We start from the raw sequence: 22,113 nt of genomic DNA, 5'->3' as shown, positions 1-22,113 counted from the left end.
TTATGGCTCATGCTGTGATTTCGTGTCTGCACGCCAACCTCGCTGCATTCGAGGCGGTGCTGGATGACATTGATCAACAAGGGATCGAGACGATCACCTGCCTTGGCGATTTAGTGGGCTACGGCCCCCAACCCAACGAAGTTGTGAAGCTGGTGCGAGAACGTGCCATACCCACTTGTCAGGGCTGCTGGGACGAGGACATCATCGATGGACTGAATGCATGCGAGTGCAGTTACCCATCTCAGCTGGCTGAACGGCGCGGACACCTGGCCCATCAGTGGACAGCCGAGCGGATGACTGATGAGAACAAGGCCTTTCTGGCCAGTCTGCCGACATCGTTACGTCGAGATCGGCTCCTGTTTGTGCACGGCAGCCCCAATAGCCAACACGAATATCTGCTGCCAAATATGGATGCCTTTGCAGCACTCGAAAGGGTGGAAACGGCAGGAGCCGAGACCCTTTTCTGTGGACACACTCATCAGCCTTATGTGCGTGAACTGCGCAATGGATCAATTCATGTGCGCCTGCAAAACGCCGGCAGCCACAGCGCAGGGGAACACGAGCTCAATTTGCCAATGCGTCGAATCGTCAATGCTGGCTCTGTGGGCGAGCCACGTCACGGGAGTACCAGCGCCACCTATGTGATTCACAACGATGCCACTGATGAGGTTGAGATCAAAGAGGTGAGCTATGACGTTGGGAGAACCTGTCAAGCCATTGTTGAAGCGGGGCTACCTCCAGTGTTCGCCTGGCGCTTGAGCCATGGCTTCGAATATGCAGAACAAGCAGAAGACGCCAGCCACGTGTGTGAACGCTGATGGATCGCTGGGCACTCGTAAGCGGTCTCCGCGGAGATTTGGAGGTTTATAACCTCATCCAGCGAGACTTAAAGAAAACCCGTGGGGTAGAGACCCTCTTTGTCTTGGGAGATCTGATTGGTCCTGATCGCAACTGCAACGCACTGTTGAACCGTCTGCAAAACCCTCATCGCAATGAATTAAAACCCCAATGCATCTATGGGTGGTGGGAAGAACAATTGCTTGCAGAGCGCGGGTTTCGTGGTGATCGAAATGCCGAAGCAATACGTCTCAACCAAGGAGAAGATGCTGTGCATGCACTTGTCAATGCTGTTGATTCTGCTCACTTGAACTGGCTGGCCTCTCTTCAATTCGGCTTCATTGAACTGGATTGTGGTCTCATCCATGGCAGCTCGGCGGACGTTGGCGACAACCTGACGCCTGAGAGCTCACCGTTAGTGCTCCTTGATCGCCTCACACGACTCGATGTGAACAGACTGTTCACTGCACGCAGCACTAAGCAATTTCGTCTTGAGTTAACAGGTGGAGGTATCGACTCACAAGTCAAGGATTTGGAGGGTCAACAGCAACATCAACAGACGGTTCCCAAACGGAGCGTGATCGGCATCGGAGCTGGCCCTCATTACACCCTGTACGACCCAGGCAGCGATCAAATCGACTTCCTCACTGCCGGAAGTCAAACGCCATCCAAGCATCGCGGTTTTGCTTGAACTAACCCTGCCCAACAGGACAAGTTAAAAGTTCAGTGAAAGACAGGAGCGCCTAAACCCTTGATGGCAATGGGGTTTAACACTCTCTTACGATCCAATGCTTAGAAAAGCGAAAGCTTTTAAACGTTCGAGCAGTTCCCCTTTGAAGCAATCATTGGCTGCTTTCCCTAAGCATTCCTTGTCTGCTGAAACCACAATAAAAAAACCTGGAGCTATGAGCGGAGGAGGGCAGGTAGGCATTAGCTTTTTAACGACGCCCCCAATCTTCACTCCTATCCGACAACCCCTTACTTTCACTTGCCAGTAACGACTAGCTCAGACAAGAGAAAGGGGCCCGCAGGCCCCCTAGAACGTGCTGTTGTATCCCAGCAAATATCGGCAGATGGGTCCCACTCCAGCTGCCGTTAGCGGTCACTCTTTTGTGCCCGCTAACTCTTTGTCTGGCTCAGCTGCTGGTAGTGCAGCTTGGAGTTCACCGATCTGCTCGTTAAGCCGCTCAATCACCTGAGAGTGATGCTCTTTGCGAGCTTCAAGTTTGGCAACTTGGCGCTCATTTTCTTGGGCACGCAGCTTGTTGTACTGCGAATCAGGAATCACAACAACGCGATCACGAGGGATGCTGTAGCCGAATGGAACGTCAAAGACGGAATCGAATAGTGAATACATGATTGTTCTCTTCAAGACCCCTACAGTTTGATGCAGCTGGATGGTGCAACCGAACCAAAAAGGTCGTGAGAACCAGGGCCGGTTGGCGATAGACATCACGTCGCGAACGTCTCTGGTACGGTTTTCGCGACTCAAAATCCATTGATCAATAGGTCGCATCGTCAAGGGAATACAAGAGTTGCATGGCTTGAGCAAGGTTCAAGCCTGGAGGCTTCTCTGCTATGAACGCATCGATCACCTAGAACTGCTCCGCGCTTGGCTCCTATAGCTCGCCGTTGTCTTGAAATTCAGCAATAAGGTTCTCGAGCTATTTCTTCTCACGCTGCGCACGTTTACGCCTGTTCTTGCCATCGTTGGCCATATGAGACCATCAGCTGAGCAAGCCTTCCAGCTCCTAAATGCTCAGTAAGTCCATAACTGGGATATTCGGCCGTCGAAACAAAAAAGATGCTCCCAAAGAGGACCCCACAGAAACAGATCTCGAAAGGGGCTACAGACTCGCTGCTGCTAGGCAAAAGGAGATTTTGAAAGAACTTCTCGCACAAAAACCAAAGCCCTGACTCCCTACCACTGGTCTAGGGGCAGAGTTGTTGAAACGACCCTCACCACTGGGCTGACGTGGCCCTCCAGCCATCTTTTGCAGTCTTTGCCATCGCTCCCCTGCCTCATCCACATCGGGATCCATCGCCCTGCTTTTCAATAAGGCGAGCTCGCCCATCATCTGGCGGTCTAAGTAACTACGGCCGAGAACATCTATAAAGCGCAGATACCCTTTAAACACCCAACTGGAAAGCGCTCTGATAAAAAGGCCTGCTCAAGCTGGAGATGGAGATGAAGGAAGCAGGGATCCGCTTCGAAATGTCTGAGGGTGAAGACGATGAATGAGACCTACTTCGATGAACTATTCGAACGCTGGCAAGCGGCCGATGAAGTTGACGCTGAGTTGATCCAACTGATCAAAGACACTGTTCGATTTAGCGAAGAAACTGAAGACGACACCTTGAGGAATCGTGCTCGTGAGCTGCTATCTGGTGCTTTCCACCTGCCGAGTACTCCTCAAGAAATTGCTCTGGTCAGAGACGCGTTAGAAGGCACAGGCACAGTTCCTCCTGAAATACCTCCTGAAGACAATGGCTATGGCCTATGACGAAGCCCGATAAAGAGAGAAAGAAAAACCCCTCGACGCTGCCAGTCGAGGGGCATCAGGCGCCGACTTAGCAATTGTCACTCCGGCCTCGACGCCAGATCGTATCTGTTGAAACCCTTTGCTATCACTTGTCAGTGACTGCTCACTAAACCAATAAAAAAGGCCCCGTAGGGCCAGGGGCAAACCTTGTGGTTCTCACAGAGCTCGATGAGGTTTGGCGAATGCAAGACCGCGCAGTCCGAGAAAGGCAAAGACGGAGCAGATGCCGGTGAGAAGTACAAGGGTCGAGACCAAAGTAGGGGTCAGTTCATAGCAACTACCCCAAAAGCTGATACCCATGTCATTGACAGCAAGACTTTTAGTTCATAGCAACAACTCAGCCAATCGCCAATAGGGCCAGGTTGATCGTTGCTGATCAGGTCAATCGCAAAGTGAGCGGCGCCAACGATCAATTAAGCAAAAAGACCTGCTTTAACAGGCGTGGGGAAACGACAGAGCCACCTCAGCACACCTCAATCGTGTGGTTCATAGCAACTGCGAGATTGTCAATCAAAGGACAAACACAATCCAACATTTGCGAAGCATCCATCCTGGTTGAAGCTGCTAAACCCTGGTCTTAAAGGGATTGGACGCTATGGATCGTTCAGACAGCCTCGCCAAGATGGCAGTTCAGGCCACTTAAGCAATACACCACTGCAGGAAAAAAAGATCACTCAAGCAACACACGCTGCTCGACCCACAAAAAAACCAAGACCGATGTCGCCGTCAGCGAATGTTCTCATGCCTTAGTTGATGTAAAAAATCAAGTCATACCAGTAGGTTTGCCAGCGCATAAAAAAGACCCCTGGTTGCTTTGCATTCACAGCAAGGGTCTTGGCGTTCTCGTGTGAGGTGGGGTTAGCTCGCAGTACGGGCTAGCTCCTTCGCCTTGTCTGACAGAGCTCCCTCAAGAGTCAACCTTGCGATCTGAATTTCAAGACGTTCAAGGGCGCTGAGGTATGCAGCCTTGGTTTGCTCGAGGTCTGCAACACGTGCAGCCTTCTGAGCGTCGTGGTGAGCCTTGTACTCACCATCACTCATTGCATAGAAGGTGGGTTTTACAGAGGCGCTGGAGGAAGCGAAATAACTGTCGAGGAGCTCGCCTTTGTCCTGATAGTCAGCGATGCGGTTGTCTAAGGAGGTCATTGGAGGGAGAGAAAAATCGTTCCTTACCGGGCTGCATTTAAAGGGCCATCCAGGATGCAGTGGGTACGGTTTCCGCGAATAAAACTCGATAGGCAGATACTTGCTGTCTGCCAAAGTCACCCAGAGCACCTTGACTTGTGTCTGGTTTAACTGCAGCTGTTGTTCCCCTGCTCTGCAGCGATGCGGTTCTTGAACCACTTCTGCTCAGTTGTGCTCGTCACTGCTTTTGTCCACCTCTTGCCATGAGAGCCGATCAACTAGGCAAGCAATCTTCTTAGTCAGACCTCAATCCCAGCTCAAGCAGGTTGGAGGGTTCTAAAGAGCAGGGATTCATACACAGCTATCGCCAACAAGATCAAGACGATTCCGCTCACCAGTACTTTGCCGTTCATCGATGTCTTAGAGACGGGCACTTCCCTTTCTACTTTCTGCTCAAGTGCTGTGCTAATCGAGTTTTGCAAGAACCTGCCACCCTTGCGGTGAGCATGCTGGCCTGGCCATCTCAACCCAACAACTAGGCAAGGCTTTCGGTCTGCACCAATTGAAAATGAGGCAAAGAAGGGCAGCCCAAACAATTGCACCGTTTAAGAATCATGCGTGCTCAAGTCGGGCCAAGGTCCCCATTGGCAAACCTGGCGATCCCTTCCAAGCTGAGCCCACCAACCAGCACAAATTCATAAACAGCGATCCCCACAAGGGATAGGACGATGGCCAGAACCACAACTTTGCCGTTCATCGATGCACCACTTGAAAACATGAAGGATTGATCAAAACTCAACCTGATTGGAGGAATCTGACGATCAAAGGTTCACATAGAGCGACACCAGCCAGTAGCAGGGCGATTGCCAGAAAAAGAGCTTTGCCACTCATCTATTGCATTGGGGCGTGTCGTCCCTTTCTACTTTCACCTCAAGTGCTGTGGAGCATTGATCGAACCCTGCACTCATCACCATTGGGGTGGCGCAGCGCTCCAAAACCCCTTGATGCCTTGTTTGCATCGCTCCATGAGCTCCATGGCGTCTTTGATGCAATGGCCAAGCCTCCTTGCCGTGAGCAGCAACAGAGGCTGATGAGGCCATCAATCAAGCGTGCTGCAGCCTCGGCGCTTCCTTCTAGTGCAACTGATCAACCGCCCCTCAGGGGGCTTTTTTGCCCTTATACGCGTAGACCAGCTTCGTCTAGACGTATAAGCCAAGTAGACCAATGATCATCGAGAAGGATCTTTAAGCCTGAGGGGCTAAGCCCAGGCGTAGCCTGGATAGGACCGGCTGTTCATCTTGAACAAACGTTAATGCTGGTTGTACTTGTATTCATCGATACTCAAGATAGAGCCAGCTGTTTTGACAACGGTGGTTTTTTCGCAAGCGATCCAAACCAAACCTCTCACTTATACGTCGCCTGCGGCACGTGAACGTGAAATTTACTTCTCATCTGCAAGGAATTTGGCCAACGCTCAGTTTCAACTGGCTGATGCTGAACTGACGCAGAGGTTATGGCAGGACGTGAGCGATCGCGATCTTGATGTGGATCGGGTGCTCAACTTGATGTATGGCTGCTGGTTCCATGACGATGCGGAAGCGATGATCGATGCAGACGAGGCTTATCTCCAGAGCGGACGTGCGGAAGCTTGAGGCCATGGTGGACGCCCTATAGAACGCCATGCCAAATCGTTGACGTTCAACCGCCCCTTCGGGGGCTTTTTTTTGCCTTATCCGCACCGGCCAGTTTCATCTCGACGGATAGGCCGGATAGCCATTGCCGACAGGCATTAACTGTGAATGCCACCAGCGCCGTTCTTCTTTTGGCAGCCGGTAGCTGAAGTCTGTTTTGACGTCATGCCATTGATTGCCCGCACGATCAACACCGATGACTGAGTAGCTCGGAAACGTACGCGTGGCGATGTCTTCGACATAGCGCAGACCAAAACGATTCCAGGAAGGCTCCTTGCCCTTCCAGCAGCTGAGCCAGCCAAAGAATTCGTGTCAGGTCGGTGTGTGCCTGAACGCTGAAGCAAAGGTCAATGGAGAGCAGCCTAGATCTGATGGCTGCGGGTAGAGCTGTGTATGGAAGCCTGTTTTTTTGAACACCCAATAAGCTTGCGATTGCGATTTAAATTCAGATGAGTCTTGTGAATTCAATCAAGAAAAACCTGACCTTTGGTAACGGTAAATACATCTTTGATGGCTCAATATCTTGAGGCCAAGACATCAACCCTTCCAGGTAGTTTCCCTGTAATTTCTAATACAGCCTTGATGAATCTCTATGTGTATGTTTTGAAAGTCATCTATATGGAGCAAGTTCATGCCCATCAGTGATTTCTTAAAAGAGACCATTAATGATTGCATGACCAATAAGGCAGAATCATTGAATGGCAGGATTGCAATGGTTGGTATGTTGGCTCTTATGGTTACGTACCTTGCAACGGGAGACATTATCCCAGGTGTTTTTTAGTCTTGCGATTCTCCAATTGATGGGGAGCGATTAACTGGGAGTCATTCTTAGATTAAAACTTATATAAAACTCTAATGAATGGGCTCCCGATTTTCCTTAAATGAATCATTTTCTGATTGATGTTTGAAGGTTATTGATCTCTCTTCTGTAGACCTGCAGTAACATGATTCCCTCAGTTATGTAGTAGAGGCCTCTGTTGAATTTAATCATCTAGCTTGGTCACACAATGCATGTATTTGCCTTCATGATGCTCAGACGGCTCAAGCCTTTGCGGGCAATAGTGGTTGCTGTGTCTTGATTCTTTCAAAGGCTTTTATTCTTTCTTATGATCTCATCAGCCATTTCAAATGGCAGCCTTTAGGGCGTTGATGGTGTTAGATAGCAAGCAGCATCTCCATCTGAAATTTTCAGGAGTAGTTTTTTGCATGACAGGGTCAACTAAATTAAGCTTTGATTCGTTCAAAGTGAATCAATTGATGCAGACAGAAAAGCGCCTTTTGGCCTAAATAGAGTTAGACGAGAAGACTTTCCATGACTGAAATGTTAAATTTTGATCTGCGGCAGAAAGCTCTGAAACTCCTCAGCAGAAAAAGAGCTTTGAAAAATGAGCTCAAGCTTTACCTTGTTTTCAATCAATTGCTTATCTGGGTTTGGGTGTTTACTAAAATTACCTTTTTTTTGCCCATTTGGTCTATTTTGGCTGGAGGTATTTATCTTCTTTCTAAGTCACATAAACTCTCTCGTATACAGAAGCAGCTTATCCATGCAAAAGCGAGGCAGCGTATGGGTGCCTCGACTCTGCTAAAAGACGAACACATTTCGAAACTTGTTGAAGCATCGTGAATCTTGGCGCTTCATCTTCGTAATGGAGGAGATCGACAGAAAACTTGCAGAACCTATCAAGGCAGCTGAGGGCTCGCCCTTTGCGGACCCGAAGAAGATGCTACCGAGACCATCAATCTCCAGACATTTCAGAGGCTAAATCTTGATTCAGTCAGAAGAATATTAGATTCGAAAAGATCCCATGATATTTTTTGCATTATTAAATACCGAAACATTGAATATGGATAACAGTGGTTTTATTGATTGGTATTCGAACTAAAAAACTTGATTATAGATCAAGTATATTTGAGTAGCCTTGCGATTTTAGTTAGACAAACAATGCCTCAAGTATCAATATGAAATAGATGTAGGCAATAGCAAGTGTCTGCAATGATGCTCATGATGAAAGGTTGATGTATGAAAAGGATTTCAATTGATGCTTGCCGCGAGTTTGTCTTATCTTGAATCATTTGGCAATTTATAAAGTCGGCCGTCTTAAACTAAGCCAATTGGTTTAATAGAGCTTTTATTCCTACATTTACTAGAAAGCAGCTAAGACCTGCTTCATTATTCTTAGCTTGTCGTGCTGCTTCATGGCTGCGTTTGGGCAAGTCAATTGGTTGACGACCACTTCCTCACTAAACAGGTAATATCCCAATAAATTTTGGTTGCCATAGAAGTCAATGCAAGGATATTTTCCATTAGCCAATAGAGCCTATCTTTTGTAGTTGTAAGCACAGGTTAGTTGATTGTAAGTCTTCAAACCATGGCATAGTCAACTTTTGCGGCTGTATTGTGAGGTTTTATACAGCATTCTTTTATAGTTTTTCTTATCTTTATCAAGTCACATATTTTGAGCAAGACCATGACGATCGCTGATTTCATGAGCAACAAGGCAGAGACTTGGAACGGAAGAGTCGCAATGCTTGGCTTTTTAGTGGCCATCGGTACATATGTAGTAACAGGAGAAATTATTCCCGGTATTTTTTAGTGAACTTATAGGGAGCTTTCTTGAGCTATTTTTATATTCAAGTGGCTCCCTATTATTTAAACCAAAAGGCTCTTCATCTATTGCATTGGGGCGTGCAATCCCTTTCTACTTTCACCTCAAGTGCTGTGCAGCATTGATCGAACCCTGCACTCATCACCACTGGGGTGGCGCAGCGCTCCAAAACCCCTTGATGCCTTGTGTGCATCGCTCCATGAGCTCCATGGCGTCTTAGATGCAATCGTCAAGCCTCCTTGGCGTGAGCAGCAACAGAGGCTGATGAGGCCAGCAACCAAGCGTGCTGCAGCCTCGTCGCATCCTTCTACTGCAACTAATCAACGCCTACTTTCAACTCTCAGTTCTCAACGCTCTTCTGATCAACATCGATCTACGGCCTGGCTGAAGAGGTAACAACAGAGCAACTCAACACATCTCCTGGTAGGCATCCGAGCGGATCGGCAAGGGACTGACGAACCAAGGGCTAGCAACCGATGAGATATATCAAAATTTCTTGATGGATCGCTAACTTTGCCTCATTTCACCTCCTCGCTGCTCTAGTTATGGAGCGCCTAACAGCGCTAAAGCTCATGATGACCATTCTCAAGAAGGGCTTTCTACTTTCTTCACTGGTCGCTCTCGGTGTTGGCATCACGGCTTGCAGCACCTCAGGCACCTCAGGGTCATCCGCACGGCTCAGTGGAGCTGGTGCCACTTTCCCTGCAAAGATCTATACCCGTTGGTTCAGTGATCTTGCCAAGGCTGGGGGGCCACAGGTCAACTATCAGGCTGTTGGCTCTGGATCTGGTCGTAAAGCCTTCATTGATCAGACCGTGAGCTTCGCGGCATCGGATGATCCGATGAAGCAAGAAGATATTGACAAGGTTCAGCGTGGCTTGGTGCAAATCCCCATGGTGGGAGGCACAATCGCCTTTGGCTACAACCGAGACTGCGATCTGAAGTTGACCCAAAAGCAAGCGGTTGAAGTTGCTCTTGGCAGCATCACTGATTGGGATCAACTCAATTGCCCTGCAGGCAAGATCACTTGGGTGCATCGCTCTGATGGCTCTGGCACCACCAAGGCTTTTACCAATTCGATGCAGGCCTTTTCTAAACAATGGACCTTGGGAACCGGGAAATCAGTGGAATGGCCAACAGGGGTAGGCGCTAAAGGGAATTCAGGTGTTGCTGGTGTGATTACAAATACACCTGGCGCGATCGGCTATGTGAATCAGTCATTCATCAAAGGAAATGTCAAAGCTGCTGCACTTGAAAATCTCTCTGGCGAGTTCCTCAAGCCAAGTGTGAATACAGGAGCTGCTGCCCTCAATGGCATCCAGTTAGACGCCAATCTTGCCGGTACCAATCCAAATCCCACAGCCAAAGGTGCTTATCCGATTGCCACCCTCACCTGGTTGTTGGCATACAAAACTGGTAATGGCAGCAACCTTGACGCACTCAAAACAACCTTTGACTACATGTTGAGTGATGAGGCTCAGGCGCAAGCTGATGGGTTGGGCTTTGTCCCCCTTCAGGGTGAAATTCGCTCCAAGGCTCGAGCAGCAGTTGAAAAGGTCGGCAAATGACTGTTGCACCTCCAAAGGTCATACCTCCTCAGTCATTGAAGGTTTTCCGATTGCTTGTTGTTGAAGACGATGACGCGATTCGAGAAACTATTGGCAGCGCTCTTTTCCCTTTCTTATATTGTCCTTAAAGTAAAAAACGTCTTACATTAATCATGGGCACAACGATTGCCCCGCCACATTTGCTTGATTCAAGTCGTGCCAGAACTTTAATGAAGGCACTTGCAGATCCTATTCGTCTGCAAGTGATCGAGGAGCTTGCCTCTGGTGAACGTTGTGTGTGTGATCTAATTAATGAGTTAAGTCTTGGCCAATCACGCCTTTCCTTTCATCTCAAGGTCTTAAAAGATGCTGGTTTGATTGTTGATCGGCAGAGTGGTCGTTGGGTTTATTACCGCTTAGAGCCAAAAGCCCTTGGTATCTTGCAGGATTGGCTTTCATCCTTAGCCGAGCAATGCCAGAAACCAACGATTGACTGCGAATAATGATGTTGTTGCTAGTGATGAGCCTGATCAGCAGACCAAAGCAAAAGCCCCAGCGGCTTGAGGATGCCACCGCAACACTGTTGAATTGACAAGAACAATCCAACAGCTTGTGGTGCTACAGGATCCCAATGGCCGATAAGTCAGCGAAATGGATCACAGCCCTGCGCGACGGGATCAGACGACAATGTGGCGATGGCTGGATGGTTCGCGGCGTTGGTAACGGTCTCCTCCAGAGGGTTCAGCTGACTGTGCGCTTCGACGATGGCACCCGCACCAGCATCATCCTCGGTCCAAAGGCCAAGACCGATCCTGATTTCATTCCATGGGTCGCAACAAGCGCTGATTGGATCTTGAAAATTTCAACTGAGATCTCTGAGTTAATGAAAGATCAGGGAAAAGGATTGACTGATGCCTACGAGTTGGTGAAAAAAAGAAACGAGTCTGGAGCTGGTGGTGAATTCGATTGGGAACGACTACTAAAAAAATTCAAATCACATAAAACAAGTAAAAGCAAAAATGGAGCCCGGGTTTGGAACCGTAACTACCGCACTCCCCTTGCCCGTACAGTCGTTATTCTCACAAGCCAGCCTGAACCCAGCTCCGGCTACACGCTCTTGAAAGCATTGATCGAACGTCATGGAGGAGAGCCCGGCTCTACAAGCAGAAGACTTCGCATTCAGTACGCAGCAGAATTCCTTCGCTTCGCGTTTAAACATGGCGCCAACAGGCGTTGGCTACCACCGGAAGATCTCAAGACGTTGATCGGCGAAAAAAGTGTCGATTTCACTCAGAACAACGTCAACACGGTGTAGGGGTGTAGGAAACCAAGCCGCTTCGCCACATTCCCGCTGACAGGCAACCCGTTAGTTCCCCTTCAGGTCTCGCCTTGATCAGCGCCTGCTTGAAGCTCTACCAGGCCCGTACTACCGCAAACAAAAGTTGATGCCCAAGCAAAGCTTGCCTGCGATCGCTGGCTACGAAGCCGAAATTCTTGCCCTCGTTCAACAAGCTAATCCCGCTGTGCTCACGCATAGCAATCTCAAGCTGGAGCAGTTTCAGTCAGCCTTTGCCTGTGCTCTCCACATGCATCAGCCCACGATTCCGGCAGGTGCGAATGGAGAACTGATCTCGCATCTGCAATACATGCTGGAGCACAGCGAAGAAGGCGATAACCACAACGCCGAACCCTTTGCCCATTGCTACAAGCGCCTCGCAGACATCATTCCCCAACTGATTGAAGAGGGATGCAACCCTCGCATCATGCTGGATTACTCAGGCAACTTGCTCTGGGGTGTTGAGCAAATGGGCCGTGTCGACATTCTCGAGGCGCTTAAACGTCTGGCATGCGATCCCACGCTTCAACCCCATGTGGAATGGCTCGGCACCTTTTGGAGCCATGCCGTTGCACCCTCAACTCCTATTCCAGATCTGAAGCTACAAATCCTGGCCTGGCAGCATCAATTCGCTGCCATGTTTGGGCGGCAAGCATTGCAACGGGTGAAGGGTTTCTCGCCACCGGAAATGCACCTTCCCAACCATCCAGACACCCTCTATGAATTGGTGAAAGCCCTCAGAGATTGCGGATACCGTTGGCTGCTTGTTCAAGAAAACAGCGTTGAAAACTTCGATGGCTCATGCCTTCGCCATGCACAGAAATACGGCCCCAATCAACTTGTGGCTCGTAACTCCAGAGGGGAAACAGTCAGCATTGTGGCGTTGATCAAAACCCAGGGCTCAGACACCAAATTGGTAGGACAGATGCAGCCCTATCACGAAGCATTAGGCCTGGGCAGACAATCACTGGCAGGCAAATCGATTCCATCATTGGTCTCTCAAATTGCCGACGGAGAAAATGGAGGCGTAATGATGAATGAGTTTCCAGCCGCCTTTATCCAAGCCCATCAAACCATTGCTTCCCAGGTTGATCCTGTAAGCACAGTTGCGCTCAACGGCACTGAATATCTGGAGTTACTGGAGGCCGCCGGTGTGGAAGCCTCTGATTACCCAAAGATTCAGGCGATACAGCAACACAAGCTGTGGCATAACACTGACAGCCCCATCAACCCCGAATCAATCGAAGCGGCCATCAGCAACCTCAAAGAAACAGATCCCTCCTTCTCAATGGACGGCGCATCCTGGACCAACAATCTCAGCTGGATCAAGGGCTATGAAAATGTGCTGGAACCGATCAACAGCCTCAGCGCAAAGTTTCACCAGCTGTTTGATCCCTTGGTGACAAAGGATGCAGCAATCACGCACACCCCGCACTATCAAGAAGCTCTGCTCTACCTGCTACTGCTAGAAACCAGTTGCTTCCGCTATTGGGGGCAGGGCCAATGGACCCAGTATGCAACTGATATCTACGACCGTGGGATGAAGCTATTAGAGGAATAGTGTGCCCTTTAGTGTGACTCTTAGCGTGACCTAGCCAATCGCTCAATAGGTCCCATCGCACGCAATGAATCTGCTGAACCCATTTGTCAAAGAACTGAATCGACGCAGGACGCCGCATCACGTGTCTTGAGAAAAGAAGGCTAACCATCAGGCATTGGACGACCAAGAGCAACCATCAACCGCACGCAGAAGAAAACGGAACAGATCGCGAACGGCACAAAGCTGGATCTCTGTAAGGACAGAAGGGGACATGGGAGGCTTTCAGCATCCGTGCAGTTAAGTACATGAGGCTTCAGATATTTCTGCTGGGAGTTAGGCGATTAAAGCCAAATGGCTGATGCTCTGGAATATGCCTGCATTGCGATCCAGAAAGGACTGCTTCCCTGGAACTTTGGTATTACTGGCTTCCGCGTAAACTGTGCCGTATCCGCTCTGACTGGAACGGTGCCGACCAACAGCAAAGTACGGCGTTTTTATTGCTATAAATTATCCCATGCAAATGCTGCAAAAGTGATTACATAAGCAGAAGAAATAGCCGTCCCACAAAAAGCAGTTATACGTCGCTTGGACTTTTGAAAGATGCCAACAAGTCCTAAAGCTAGTGCCCCTGCCACTGGCAATATACCTACAACAAATACGTAGAGACTCATTAGTATTGGAAAGCCAGTAATGAGCAAGAGGACAATAAGCACTATTGGTATAAGTGCAAATACTAGAGAGAGATTGCCGCACCAAGATTGACCTGTTCTTTCCAATTGCATTCGTATTGAATAAATTTACTATGGCACGATTGATCATACTTGTCACATCTGATTGATTCGTGAACTCCTCACACCAATCACGCCCCGACCAGTGCGGGTATTTTATCTTCAGTCCTGCAGGATTTCACAAGAGGCTTTTTCTTATTACGATCAACACGAATGCAGACAACTTTATCGTTTCTATCGAAATATCTCGAAGATTTATTTTAGCATCGCCATTACTAGAAAGTGCATACAGCTGGTGTTTCTGTCCAAATGTATTCCCTATCTTCACCGATGCTGCTTGCAAGTCTGAACTGGGCTTCTATTGCAGGTCTGCTCCTTCTGGCGCTCTGGATTCCTGCTCTTGTCGCTTCATTGCGTCGCTTTGATGGTCTGATGCGCCGTGATCAATCCAGGGTGTCATTTCAAAGGTGGGGATATGCACTGTTATTAATCAATGTGGCTGGGCGTGCTATGGCTCTGCCGCTGGTCGCTGGCATTCTCTTTTTCCAGGGTTGGCGGCTGGATCCCATTCTTCAGTTCGGAGTAGGACTGCTGACATTGGGCATGATCTTTGAGTCAATCAGAACCATTGGCATAGACAGTCATGAATTTGACCGGGTCAGTCAAAGGGATACTCAGCAATCCGTCCGTCAGCTAGCACTGGAACGCCGTCTGCAGGACCGTGTCTGGCCTTGGTCAATCGCCCATTATTTGCTGCCATTTGCAAGCATTTATTATGCTGTTACACGACGCACAATCACCCCATTGCTGTGGGATTTCATAGCTCGCTTTGTAGTGCTGCTGGCTTCTGCAGGGATCTTGATACTCACCAACGTACTTCTCCCAGTTGATAAGGAGCTAATGATCCAGGGGGCGTTGACGAGTACAGACTGGGTGAAGGCTTGGGTTCATGTAATTGAGTTTTTGCTCGTAATTCTGGTCAATATCGTTGCTGGTGTTCTGACTGTGAGAGCCGCTATTCGTCGGACACAGGTCGATGCTCGGCGCCGCCTGGAACCCTGTGCATGAGCCCACACCCAGTTCACTCCACCAAGTGAAGGGTTTTTTATTACCTACTCTGCAGCAGAAGATGGGCTGGGGACCTTAGGCAAGGTGAGTTAAGTCCGCAGTGGATTCAGCGGCAGCCATCAGCTCCAACTCCCTGGCATTGGTGCCGTAGTGCTGCATCAAAACTTCTAGATCATGGGGAGAGGCTATTGACATCTATATGGTCAGTCCTGAGCACAGAAGGTTTCTGTTTTGCTCTTGTGCTAATAACTTGAGGTTCAGAGTCAATATAAATCTCAACGTCATACTTATATCGCTCTCTTATATCTTCGTGTGGATTGGTATTCATTGATTCAATTAGAATGAATGAATATGCAGGTATTTCAACTACATCCCAGTCATCGAATGATGATGGTTTGTTTATTGCAGGCCTAGTAGACGTACCAATAACAATGCAGTGAAGCACTTCAACTTGCAGTCACCCTTGTCTATGCCATCGTTACTGTCATGACTGGAGTTGAGTTCAGTCACACCTTCTGACTCGCCTAGTTAAGTCAGAATTGATAGAGATTGAAGACGTTATCAAGATACTTCTAGGGTTCAACCATACCGAACAGCAGCTACTACCGAAGTCATTTGCTGCTGCTCATTATCTTTTATAGTGTTTAGCGTCACTACGAAGGTATGAAAGGACATACTCTTCTTCATATACGGGACATTTATTCCAAAATGCATTGTAGTGCAGTTCATTAAAGCGATTTAGCGAGGTGTCGCTTATTCGCATCAGTCCTCAGTCTCTTTAAAAGCCTTCTCAAATACAGAAGCATCTGCAGCCTAACAAACACCCTTCCTATTCATTGTCATTGAACTATCATCATCGAACGAAATCAAATCAATAGACATGTTTCCAGGAGGAGAATACTTCACAGATAATGCTCCTGAACCAGTAATACCACCCTCATTATGATTGACCTTATAAGAAGCAGTGCCATCAACGATATCCGCTTCTTCCCATAAATACATATATGAGTTCCTGATTCGACCATTGACAGTATCGATCTTGAAGTGAACTGATTCCGGAATATTTTCGATCATTGTTATCTTATTTAAGCTGAGTTACCTAATTACACGAAGCATTTTAGTGTCACATTTCAAATAAACAAAGTCATCAGCGATGGCAGGTGACGCTGAGAGGAGTAGAGCACCGAGGACTAAAAGAACCTTCATTGATAAACACCTTTACAAACATCTGCTTTTTTTATATTTTCATATGCCTTGTTTATAGAGGGTGTATAGCCTTTGTTTCTTGGATCCTTTAACAAGGATTCAACTAGACTTGGCAAGAAATACTGTGCATACTCTTTTGTAATTTGTTTGTCTTCTAACGCGCCGCATAAGGTAGCTCCTGATCCATAAACAAAACCGTAGAAATAAACTTTTTTTTGGTTAAGCTCATCTGCTGCTTTGACTGGTACAGCAGACATAAGCAGTGCAGCAAGGACTAATAGAGATTTCATAGACAGATGCGAGATTCCTAAAAAGTAGCAACGTCTCGCATCCTCACCAATAAGAAAATAGTCAATTGAACATATATAAAGCGATCGCAACCACAATTAATCGGCATCGTGCCTAGAGCATTACAAAGTCCTGAACTCCTATTTAGGGGGGACAGGGAGGCACATCCCACAAATGCCAAACAAACCCCTGTAGACTCTTCCCAACCGTTGGCCCCGTTCCGGGGCGCAGTCAGACTTAAGCCAGGCAACGGGGGCTTAAGCACTGCAGGAGCGTTCGATGAACATCCTCTCCATGATTCAGCGCAAAGCGCAAAAGCAAGCTGCCCTGTCTCATTCCCAGTTCCTGATGGCGAAAAGCTATCGAGGAATTGACTACACCTCCGCTCATCAGTCCCCAGCGAAACTCGCTGTCCACACACACACCAATCGAGGGGTTGACTACACCATATAAATCACTTAAATCTCCTACAAATCACACCACCTCAGCGGTTTTCCTCAAGGAAACCGCTTTTTTATTTCCTATGCGCGCTCTCATCGTCTCGACCATCTGCCTCACTGGTTTATTGGCCGTCAGTTGCTGCAACAGGAAAGATCAAGCCAGTGCACCGATCAAATCTGATGTCTTGGTGTCTTCAACAGAATCATGGGATGGGGAGCGGGTCAGCTATCCGCAAGGCAAAGCTGAGATGACATTGATAAGAGCTGTTTTTCCGCCTGGCGCCAAAACCCCAATCCACACACACCCTCAACCTGGTGTCGTGTATGTCGAGAAAGGTTGGATCAAGTGCACACTCACAGAGTCTGGTAAGGCAAGGGAGTTCAGACGAGGAGAAGCCTTTGTTGCCTCTACCGGAGACACCCAACACGCCTGTGAAAACATTGGCAATGAAGATGCCGTTGTGTTTGTTGCCTGGGCAGGGGTAGAAGGAGTGCCGCTCAAGCAACCTGTCAAAGCTGAATGAAGTCAGAACTGTTGGCAGTGTTGCGGCCAACCCCTCTTGCACATCGCGCCTGCGCAGGTTTTTATATAGGCAATAAAAGAGCCCCCCAGCTAACAAGGGGGCGGATTTGTGCAAAAACCGACTGATCCCCATCACCCGGCCACGCAAAGAGAATAGTGGCTGTCAAGGGTGAAAGTGATGGTCTTCACACTATATTTAGGTTTGAATGCATTTATATTGACTTTCCAGCACCACCTGTAGCGGAAGCTTGTTTTTTTGATCATTTTTGCCTAAAAGTTGATTTCCCCATCACCCAGACCCGTCGCTCTCCTGCGAGGGTCTTTTTTATTGCTTGCCATAGAGCAGCCGCTGCCTTTGTGCCCCAAAACCTTTGCCCTGTTGGTGCGAGAAGAGGTTGGAGATAATTTTCGATTGGATCGACAACAAGATCTTGAACAAACCAATGTCCTTCTCCCCCACAAAGCTGAGCACAGCCCAAGAACTCAACACCTCTGCTGAAAACTGTGAATATCAAGTCGGTGTGTCCTCCAAGTCTGCTGAGTGATTCACTAAAGATCAAGCATCACCAACAAGGCCCCACCCAACCATCTTGCGCCAATTCAGCCTGGCTTGCATCAAGCAAGACAACAGTCTCAAAAAAAGAGCCTGCTGCTGGTTCATTGAATCGCGAGTTTCAATCGGTCAGAACAAAAACCCTCGCTAGCCGCAGGGGCCCTTTGTAACCCACTTTTCAGGTGTTCCCACCTCCTGGTGCTAGCGGTCAGATCTCAGCTGCCGCCAATTCTTTATCCTTCTCTGCTGCGAGAAGAGAAGACTGCAATTCAGCAATCTGCTTCTCGAGCTGTTCAACACCTCGAGATAATCTGCGTTGCGAGCCTCTAGGCAAGCAACGCGTTCAGCGTTCTGACGCTCTTGCAGCTTTTCGGACTCAGATGCAGGGATCACAACAACGTGATCACCTGGATGATCAGGCGAGTGATTGAACTCTGTTGTATTAACGATGACAGCAAGACCGCCTGAGACCGCTTGAAACCACTTCGATAATCGATGCTTTGGGCTTAGATAAGTAGCAATAAAGCCTCGGCTATCCGTACCAACGCAGGTCCCAAAGCCCCCACATTGGCGTTGTTTTTTTGTCATTGTCATGGAACGTCTTTTGGCAGGCACATTCAATGCCTCAATCAAAGCTCACCCTCTCCTTCATCCTCTTCACATCACTCTGGATTGTTTGGTCCGCTTGGGATGCAGTGCAACCTGTCCTAAGTAGTGGTCAACTGGCTGCGCTATTCCCTTTACTGCCAGTAAGCGCACTTTTATTAGGCCTCTCGTTCTTCGATAACGAAGATGATGATGATCACAACGGTGGGACGCTTCAACCCATCTATGCCAAGGCTAGAGCTTAATCAGGTGGATTTTTACACCATCACACTCGGCGTTTTTATCGCGCTGTTTTGCCTCGCTGTATACAGGATTGCTGATCAGCCTGCCTAAGCAGCACGGATACAGGTGGCAACACAATTCCATTCTGATTCAGTGGTGTCATCCCAATTCTCTGGTTCGGCACTTAAGTACACCGTCTTCAAGAGGTTCACTGACTCATCAACGCTTGTTGCTTGAGGATCTCTTGCACGAGCCAATGCTGCCTTTTGCTCTTCAGTGAGTGTTACTGGAGAGTAGTTATCCACGAGTTTGAGTGTTGTTGGCATGGCGAACAATTTTTGTTGGCTCTTAATAGCAACAAAAAAGCATCTCAGCTAGGGGGCTTGATCTCAATTCAATGTGAACGAGCTCACACATCAGAGCCTGAACATCTGCCAGAGCGATGGTCAGGGGCAGTTGAGTGAGCAGAAGGAGTGTTATCAAGCAGAGGCACTATCAAATCTCATCGGGGAGAGTGTTGCTGCGAACTTGGCATGCTTAGGCTCGAGCAAAACCTGCTGCATCGCTTTATTTGCGGCCATTGAACAGCTGACCCTAGAGCAAATACATGCATCAACAAAGGTTCTACGTAAATGACATATCACATTAATGCATAACCGAAGCATTAAGCCCTCCACAAGCTAGCGCCCTTGGGCCTCCCGCCCTATGGGCCAAAGCATGAATTTCAGCCGTCTGGGCGATGCAATTCGCCAGCGAGGCCAAATCCAAGCAAACGCACAAATAAGCCATCGCTCTAAACATTGGCCCTAAGCATGGAGCGGCCAACGCGAGCACCCTTGCCAACACAAAAGATCTGGCATCGATTGACATCACATCCCCCCCCTGCCTCTTATCTCTTCCTTGACAGATGGATTGATGCCAAAGCTGTCGCCAGGAGCAGGCCGCCCATCCACATGTCGACAATACAGGTGTACTATACTTGCTCACGTTGCCGATAAAAACACCATGGCTGCAAGCACACCAATCCCCAACAACCCCACCACGGGTAAAGCTTGGACACGCAATGAACTGCTTACAGAGCTGGAGGTAGAGCGCAAAAGAAACTCAGAGCGAACCAGTGGAATTGTCTCCTGGTCTGAGCAAGTTTCAAATGTGCAAGCTCGTTGGCACATCCATCTCAAAGAGTGGACAATCCTCACCCACCAAGTCTACGAACTGGGCCGCGAATGCCGCGTCTTTGCAGAGACCCGCCTGCTCTCGAGCACGAGTACCTCTCTAACGCGATCGAATTGATACCAACTAGCAAAAACAAAAGAGTGCCGATGGATCAGGATGGATTAATGCTGTGACCGATGTCATTTCTTTCTGCGAATCGTCTAGACCATTGATCATGAGCAAGACAACTCGAACCATGCCCTACTAAATCCACCGAGAAGGTTCCAGAGAGCTGATGGGCCAGTCAAGGCTCATTGCCCGCGGGAGACGAACATTCTTTTGCCGCTACGAATCGCACTACCCCTCAGCCCTTCAACAAGGCCTGGTTGTCGCTGGATTGAAAGCGTCGTTCCCAGGAGCCTTGAAGATCATTCGCTTGTTGATGCAAACCAAGAGCCCTAGTCAAAACCAGGGCTTTTCCTTCGTCATCTCCAGACCCTAGGCCTCGATCCCATACTCAATTGCGATTTGATGCAGCTCATCGAGCGTTAATTCGGACAAATAACTCCGCAAGCAAAGCAAGGATTCAAAGCTCTCTAAGGTGCCACCACCTTCTTTAAGCAGCAATAGTCGAGCCAATCTCATGGCGAGTTCATTCTGGGTCATGCGGCGATTTCTTCTGTGAACTGAGGGTCTGGGTCTTCCCCGCATGGAGTCGTCAGTTTTTGCCATCCATCAAGAAGCATCTGACCACATAGTTCAAGGGCTTGATCCAAAGGAAGCCTCAGGCGCTGTTTCATCTGCGATGGAGTTCCATCCATTTGCGCACTCCATTGATCAACAAAAACGAAGGGGTTTCTGATCCAACTGTTGGCATCGCGGTGGAAGCGATAGCAGAAATGGCCATCAGGGCTGATGAGCCAGCCATTGACCTGCTGCACTGGAGGACTTTGCATGACACAAGCGAAAGTACACCTGTACTAGCCTTGTTCCTGTGACCTGTCAATAGTGGCGATGGGCGGCACGCTGATCTTGTTAGCTACGCCCCTACATGCCCTTGATCAGAGCGTCCTCCGGACGATCGCGACAACCCGAAAACCGATTTCAAAATCGCGCTGTGAGATTTGCGCCTTGCCCAGGCATCAGAAACACTCCTTCGCAGAGCTTCCCAACTTCACACAACTCATCTGGCCTGGTTCGCAAAGGCAAAGCCCATCCACTAGAAAATTTTGATCAACCCCATAGCCATCATTGAGCCCTGCAACGACTTGGCATGGCAAGTTTCCAGAAGCTATAGACAGCGCTGAAGAATGCAGAAAAATTTTTTCACCACAACAGAATGAGAACCCAGGAAGTAAAGCCTCACTTTCCGCGGGGGCTTTGCTTAGTACGATGATTTAAAAATCATTACCTTGAGAGCACGTATTTGCCATACTATAAATCAGTTGACCCTATTAGTTTAGTCAGGACAGAGTTAATGATGACATTCCTTGGCTTCATGATGAGTTTTCTAATCAGTGTTTCACCAGTAGTCCCAAGTGCATTAGCTCCGGAATCAACCTCATTTACATGTGATGGAAGTCTTGTGGAAGCAACAATATACAACAATGAGAATGGAACATACAACAGAGTTAAAGCATATGAAGAGCTTGATGCTGGAGCTTTTATCCTGATCAAGCTAGTGAATTCAAAACTAATGCTACCAAGAACCTTCAACGTTGGCGAAACAAGTTTTACTGATGGCAAATGGTGGTGGAGCTATGAAGATCATCAACATCCAACCTTCCGTGGTCTTACACCACTCGGCGAAATTCAAGATTTTAGTTGTGAAGCTCTATAAGCTAACATTGGCTTAGGAATGGCTAGCACCATGTCTCGCGTATTAGGCATTAGCTAGTAACAAACAAGTGGATGGATCCTAAGCTTTGCTGAAAATAGTTCATCCAAATTGTCAAAGAATGTCCTCCAATGAGCAAGGTATACACAGAACAGCGCTTAAGAAAAATCAGCGAAAGCAAACTAGTGTGAGGGATAGGAGATCACACATCCTTTTAATGAGCCTGTGTCAACCTGGCGCCATTGCTGTAGGGGTTAGTGGG

The 22,113-nt window shown here is 48.4% G+C and carries 33 protein-coding genes; 19 read left to right on the top strand and 14 right to left on the bottom strand.

Annotated elements, in window-relative coordinates:
* The first annotated feature begins 2 nt into the window (after positions 1-2).
* Both SIB79_RS03775 and SIB79_RS03770 read left to right on the top strand, forming a co-directional pair.
* Positions 3-818, top strand: a complete 816-nt coding sequence (locus SIB79_RS03775; protein ID WP_063402835.1) for a metallophosphoesterase family protein — start codon at positions 3-5, stop codon at positions 816-818.
* On the top strand, positions 818-1,528 hold the full coding sequence (locus SIB79_RS03770) for a hypothetical protein (RefSeq protein WP_063402834.1): 711 nt from the start codon (positions 818-820) through the stop codon (positions 1,526-1,528). The genes SIB79_RS03775 and SIB79_RS03770 overlap by 1 nt, the downstream gene beginning before the upstream one ends.
* A gap of 411 nt (positions 1,529-1,939) precedes the next feature.
* Here SIB79_RS03770 and SIB79_RS03765 read toward each other — a convergent pair whose 3' ends face one another.
* Together SIB79_RS03765 and SIB79_RS03760 are read right to left on the bottom strand one after the other, a co-directional pair.
* A complete protein-coding gene (locus SIB79_RS03765; RefSeq protein WP_413681137.1) occupies positions 1,940-2,389 on the bottom strand; it encodes a hypothetical protein in 450 nt (149 codons plus the stop codon).
* 295 nt (positions 2,390-2,684) lie between these two features.
* Positions 2,685-2,975, bottom strand: coding sequence for a hypothetical protein (locus SIB79_RS03760; protein WP_063402833.1), 291 nt, complete (start codon positions 2,973-2,975; stop codon positions 2,685-2,687).
* A 96-nt stretch (positions 2,976-3,071) separates the two neighbouring features.
* Between SIB79_RS03760 and SIB79_RS03755 the strand changes: the two genes are divergently transcribed.
* A complete protein-coding gene (locus SIB79_RS03755; RefSeq protein WP_063402832.1) occupies positions 3,072-3,341 on the top strand; it encodes a hypothetical protein in 270 nt (89 codons plus the stop codon).
* Positions 3,342-3,536: 195 nt separating this feature from the next.
* On the opposite strand, the gene SIB79_RS03750 is transcribed toward SIB79_RS03755, so the two are convergent.
* The 5 genes from SIB79_RS03750 to SIB79_RS03730 all read right to left on the bottom strand — a co-directional run bounded on the left by SIB79_RS03750 (position 3,537) and on the right by SIB79_RS03730 (position 5,605).
* Positions 3,537-3,680, bottom strand: a complete 144-nt coding sequence (locus SIB79_RS03750) for a hypothetical protein (protein WP_155724534.1) — start codon at positions 3,678-3,680, stop codon at positions 3,537-3,539.
* A 558-nt stretch (positions 3,681-4,238) separates the two neighbouring features.
* Positions 4,239-4,526: a hypothetical protein gene (locus SIB79_RS03745; protein ID WP_011825790.1), complete on the bottom strand. Its 288-nt coding sequence runs from the start codon at positions 4,524-4,526 to the stop codon at positions 4,239-4,241.
* 296 nt (positions 4,527-4,822) lie between these two features.
* Positions 4,823-4,987 carry a hypothetical protein gene (locus SIB79_RS03740; protein ID WP_236069677.1) on the bottom strand — a complete coding sequence of 55 codons (165 nt, stop codon included), beginning with the start codon at positions 4,985-4,987 and terminating at the stop codon, positions 4,823-4,825.
* Between the two features lie 140 nt (positions 4,988-5,127).
* Positions 5,128-5,262: a hypothetical protein gene (locus tag SIB79_RS03735; RefSeq protein ID WP_255359769.1), complete on the bottom strand. Its 135-nt coding sequence runs from the start codon at positions 5,260-5,262 to the stop codon at positions 5,128-5,130.
* Positions 5,263-5,392: 130 nt separating this feature from the next.
* Entirely contained in the window at positions 5,393-5,605 is a 213-nt protein-coding gene (locus tag SIB79_RS03730; protein ID WP_063402829.1) for a hypothetical protein, read from the bottom strand.
* Positions 5,606-5,851: 246 nt separating this feature from the next.
* On the opposite strand from SIB79_RS03730, the gene SIB79_RS03725 reads away from it, so the two are divergent.
* Positions 5,852-6,157, top strand: a complete 306-nt coding sequence (locus tag SIB79_RS03725) for a hypothetical protein (RefSeq protein WP_063402873.1) — start codon at positions 5,852-5,854, stop codon at positions 6,155-6,157.
* A gap of 137 nt (positions 6,158-6,294) precedes the next feature.
* Here the strand turns inward: SIB79_RS03725 and SIB79_RS03720 are convergent, their stop codons facing one another.
* Complete coding sequence (locus SIB79_RS03720) at positions 6,295-6,438, bottom strand: hypothetical protein (RefSeq protein WP_155724533.1); 144 nt, start codon at positions 6,436-6,438, stop codon at positions 6,295-6,297.
* 1,070 nt (positions 6,439-7,508) lie between these two features.
* On the opposite strand from SIB79_RS03720, the gene SIB79_RS03715 reads away from it, so the two are divergent.
* The 9 genes from SIB79_RS03715 to SIB79_RS03675 all read left to right on the top strand — a co-directional run bounded on the left by SIB79_RS03715 (position 7,509) and on the right by SIB79_RS03675 (position 15,021).
* Entirely contained in the window at positions 7,509-7,820 is a 312-nt protein-coding gene (locus SIB79_RS03715) for a 2TM domain-containing protein (protein ID WP_063402828.1), read from the top strand.
* Between the two features lie 844 nt (positions 7,821-8,664).
* The gene (locus SIB79_RS03710) at positions 8,665-8,790 is read left to right on the top strand and encodes a high light inducible protein (RefSeq protein WP_011130364.1); all 126 of its coding nucleotides are present in this window, start codon (positions 8,665-8,667) and stop codon (positions 8,788-8,790) included.
* Positions 8,791-8,910: 120 nt separating this feature from the next.
* Complete coding sequence (locus tag SIB79_RS03705) at positions 8,911-9,198, top strand: hypothetical protein (RefSeq protein ID WP_063402827.1); 288 nt, start codon at positions 8,911-8,913, stop codon at positions 9,196-9,198.
* 179 nt (positions 9,199-9,377) lie between these two features.
* Positions 9,378-10,370 carry a phosphate ABC transporter substrate-binding protein PstS gene (pstS, locus tag SIB79_RS03700; RefSeq protein ID WP_413681172.1) on the top strand — a complete coding sequence of 331 codons (993 nt, stop codon included), beginning with the start codon at positions 9,378-9,380 and terminating at the stop codon, positions 10,368-10,370.
* Positions 10,371-10,522: 152 nt separating this feature from the next.
* On the top strand, positions 10,523-10,852 hold the full coding sequence (locus tag SIB79_RS03695; RefSeq protein WP_063403220.1) for an ArsR/SmtB family transcription factor: 330 nt from the start codon (positions 10,523-10,525) through the stop codon (positions 10,850-10,852).
* Between the two features lie 128 nt (positions 10,853-10,980).
* Positions 10,981-11,664 carry a hypothetical protein gene (locus tag SIB79_RS03690; protein ID WP_063403219.1) on the top strand — a complete coding sequence of 228 codons (684 nt, stop codon included), beginning with the start codon at positions 10,981-10,983 and terminating at the stop codon, positions 11,662-11,664.
* 130 nt (positions 11,665-11,794) lie between these two features.
* Positions 11,795-13,246, top strand: coding sequence for a hypothetical protein (locus tag SIB79_RS03685; RefSeq protein ID WP_063403230.1), 1,452 nt, complete (start codon positions 11,795-11,797; stop codon positions 13,244-13,246).
* A gap of 330 nt (positions 13,247-13,576) precedes the next feature.
* Positions 13,577-13,768, top strand: a complete 192-nt coding sequence (locus SIB79_RS03680; protein WP_155724603.1) for a hypothetical protein — start codon at positions 13,577-13,579, stop codon at positions 13,766-13,768.
* A gap of 494 nt (positions 13,769-14,262) precedes the next feature.
* Positions 14,263-15,021 carry a hypothetical protein gene (locus SIB79_RS03675; protein WP_155724602.1) on the top strand — a complete coding sequence of 253 codons (759 nt, stop codon included), beginning with the start codon at positions 14,263-14,265 and terminating at the stop codon, positions 15,019-15,021.
* A 1,202-nt stretch (positions 15,022-16,223) separates the two neighbouring features.
* Here the strand turns inward: SIB79_RS03675 and SIB79_RS03670 are convergent.
* On the bottom strand, positions 16,224-16,517 hold the full coding sequence (locus tag SIB79_RS03670; RefSeq protein ID WP_063403216.1) for a hypothetical protein: 294 nt from the start codon (positions 16,515-16,517) through the stop codon (positions 16,224-16,226).
* Between the two features lie 277 nt (positions 16,518-16,794).
* Here SIB79_RS03670 and SIB79_RS03665 point away from each other — a divergent pair, with 277 nt between their 5' ends.
* Complete coding sequence (locus SIB79_RS03665) at positions 16,795-16,968, top strand: hypothetical protein (RefSeq protein ID WP_196757588.1); 174 nt, start codon at positions 16,795-16,797, stop codon at positions 16,966-16,968.
* A gap of 70 nt (positions 16,969-17,038) precedes the next feature.
* Positions 17,039-17,479 (top strand): cupin domain-containing protein, encoded by a 441-nt coding sequence (locus tag SIB79_RS03660; RefSeq protein WP_063403215.1) that lies wholly within the window; start codon positions 17,039-17,041, stop codon positions 17,477-17,479.
* Positions 17,480-17,738: 259 nt separating this feature from the next.
* Here SIB79_RS03660 and SIB79_RS03655 read toward each other — a convergent pair whose 3' ends face one another.
* Together SIB79_RS03655 and SIB79_RS03650 are read right to left on the bottom strand one after the other, a co-directional pair.
* A complete protein-coding gene (locus tag SIB79_RS03655; RefSeq protein WP_236074495.1) occupies positions 17,739-17,957 on the bottom strand; it encodes a gamma-thionins family protein in 219 nt (72 codons plus the stop codon).
* Between the two features lie 275 nt (positions 17,958-18,232).
* Complete coding sequence (locus SIB79_RS03650) at positions 18,233-18,619, bottom strand: hypothetical protein (protein ID WP_063403213.1); 387 nt, start codon at positions 18,617-18,619, stop codon at positions 18,233-18,235.
* A 32-nt stretch (positions 18,620-18,651) separates the two neighbouring features.
* On the opposite strand from SIB79_RS03650, the gene SIB79_RS03645 reads away from it, so the two are divergent.
* Positions 18,652-18,882 (top strand): hypothetical protein, encoded by a 231-nt coding sequence (locus SIB79_RS03645; protein ID WP_155724601.1) that lies wholly within the window; start codon positions 18,652-18,654, stop codon positions 18,880-18,882.
* An 84-nt stretch (positions 18,883-18,966) separates the two neighbouring features.
* On the opposite strand, the gene SIB79_RS03640 is transcribed toward SIB79_RS03645, so the two are convergent.
* A complete protein-coding gene (locus SIB79_RS03640; protein ID WP_011825747.1) occupies positions 18,967-19,185 on the bottom strand; it encodes a hypothetical protein in 219 nt (72 codons plus the stop codon).
* A 679-nt stretch (positions 19,186-19,864) separates the two neighbouring features.
* Between SIB79_RS03640 and SIB79_RS03635 the strand changes: the two genes are divergently transcribed.
* Together SIB79_RS03635 and SIB79_RS03630 are read left to right on the top strand one after the other, a co-directional pair.
* A complete protein-coding gene (locus tag SIB79_RS03635; RefSeq protein ID WP_236072545.1) occupies positions 19,865-20,152 on the top strand; it encodes a hypothetical protein in 288 nt (95 codons plus the stop codon).
* A 157-nt stretch (positions 20,153-20,309) separates the two neighbouring features.
* Positions 20,310-20,516, top strand: coding sequence for a hypothetical protein (locus SIB79_RS03630; protein WP_063403211.1), 207 nt, complete (start codon positions 20,310-20,312; stop codon positions 20,514-20,516).
* Here the strand turns inward: SIB79_RS03630 and SIB79_RS03625 are convergent.
* Together SIB79_RS03625 and SIB79_RS03620 are read right to left on the bottom strand one after the other, a co-directional pair.
* Complete coding sequence (locus tag SIB79_RS03625) at positions 20,513-20,680, bottom strand: hypothetical protein (RefSeq protein WP_155724600.1); 168 nt, start codon at positions 20,678-20,680, stop codon at positions 20,513-20,515. The genes SIB79_RS03630 and SIB79_RS03625 overlap by 4 nt on opposite strands.
* The gene (locus SIB79_RS03620) at positions 20,677-20,970 is read right to left on the bottom strand and encodes a DUF1651 domain-containing protein (protein WP_063403210.1); all 294 of its coding nucleotides are present in this window, start codon (positions 20,968-20,970) and stop codon (positions 20,677-20,679) included. The genes SIB79_RS03625 and SIB79_RS03620 overlap by 4 nt, the downstream gene beginning before the upstream one ends.
* Before the next feature lie 521 nt (positions 20,971-21,491).
* Between SIB79_RS03620 and SIB79_RS03615 the strand changes: the two genes are divergently transcribed.
* The gene (locus SIB79_RS03615; protein WP_063403209.1) at positions 21,492-21,854 is read left to right on the top strand and encodes a hypothetical protein; all 363 of its coding nucleotides are present in this window, start codon (positions 21,492-21,494) and stop codon (positions 21,852-21,854) included.
* Positions 21,855-22,113 lie beyond the last annotated feature (259 nt).

Origin of the sequence: Prochlorococcus sp. MIT 1342 (genome assembly GCF_047304495.1) — a bacterium.
Classification (GTDB): Bacteria; Cyanobacteriota; Cyanobacteriia; order PCC-6307; family Cyanobiaceae; genus Prochlorococcus; species Prochlorococcus marinus_D.
Note: the sequence above shows the minus strand (reverse complement) of the source record. Positions and strands in the feature narration are given on the sequence as shown.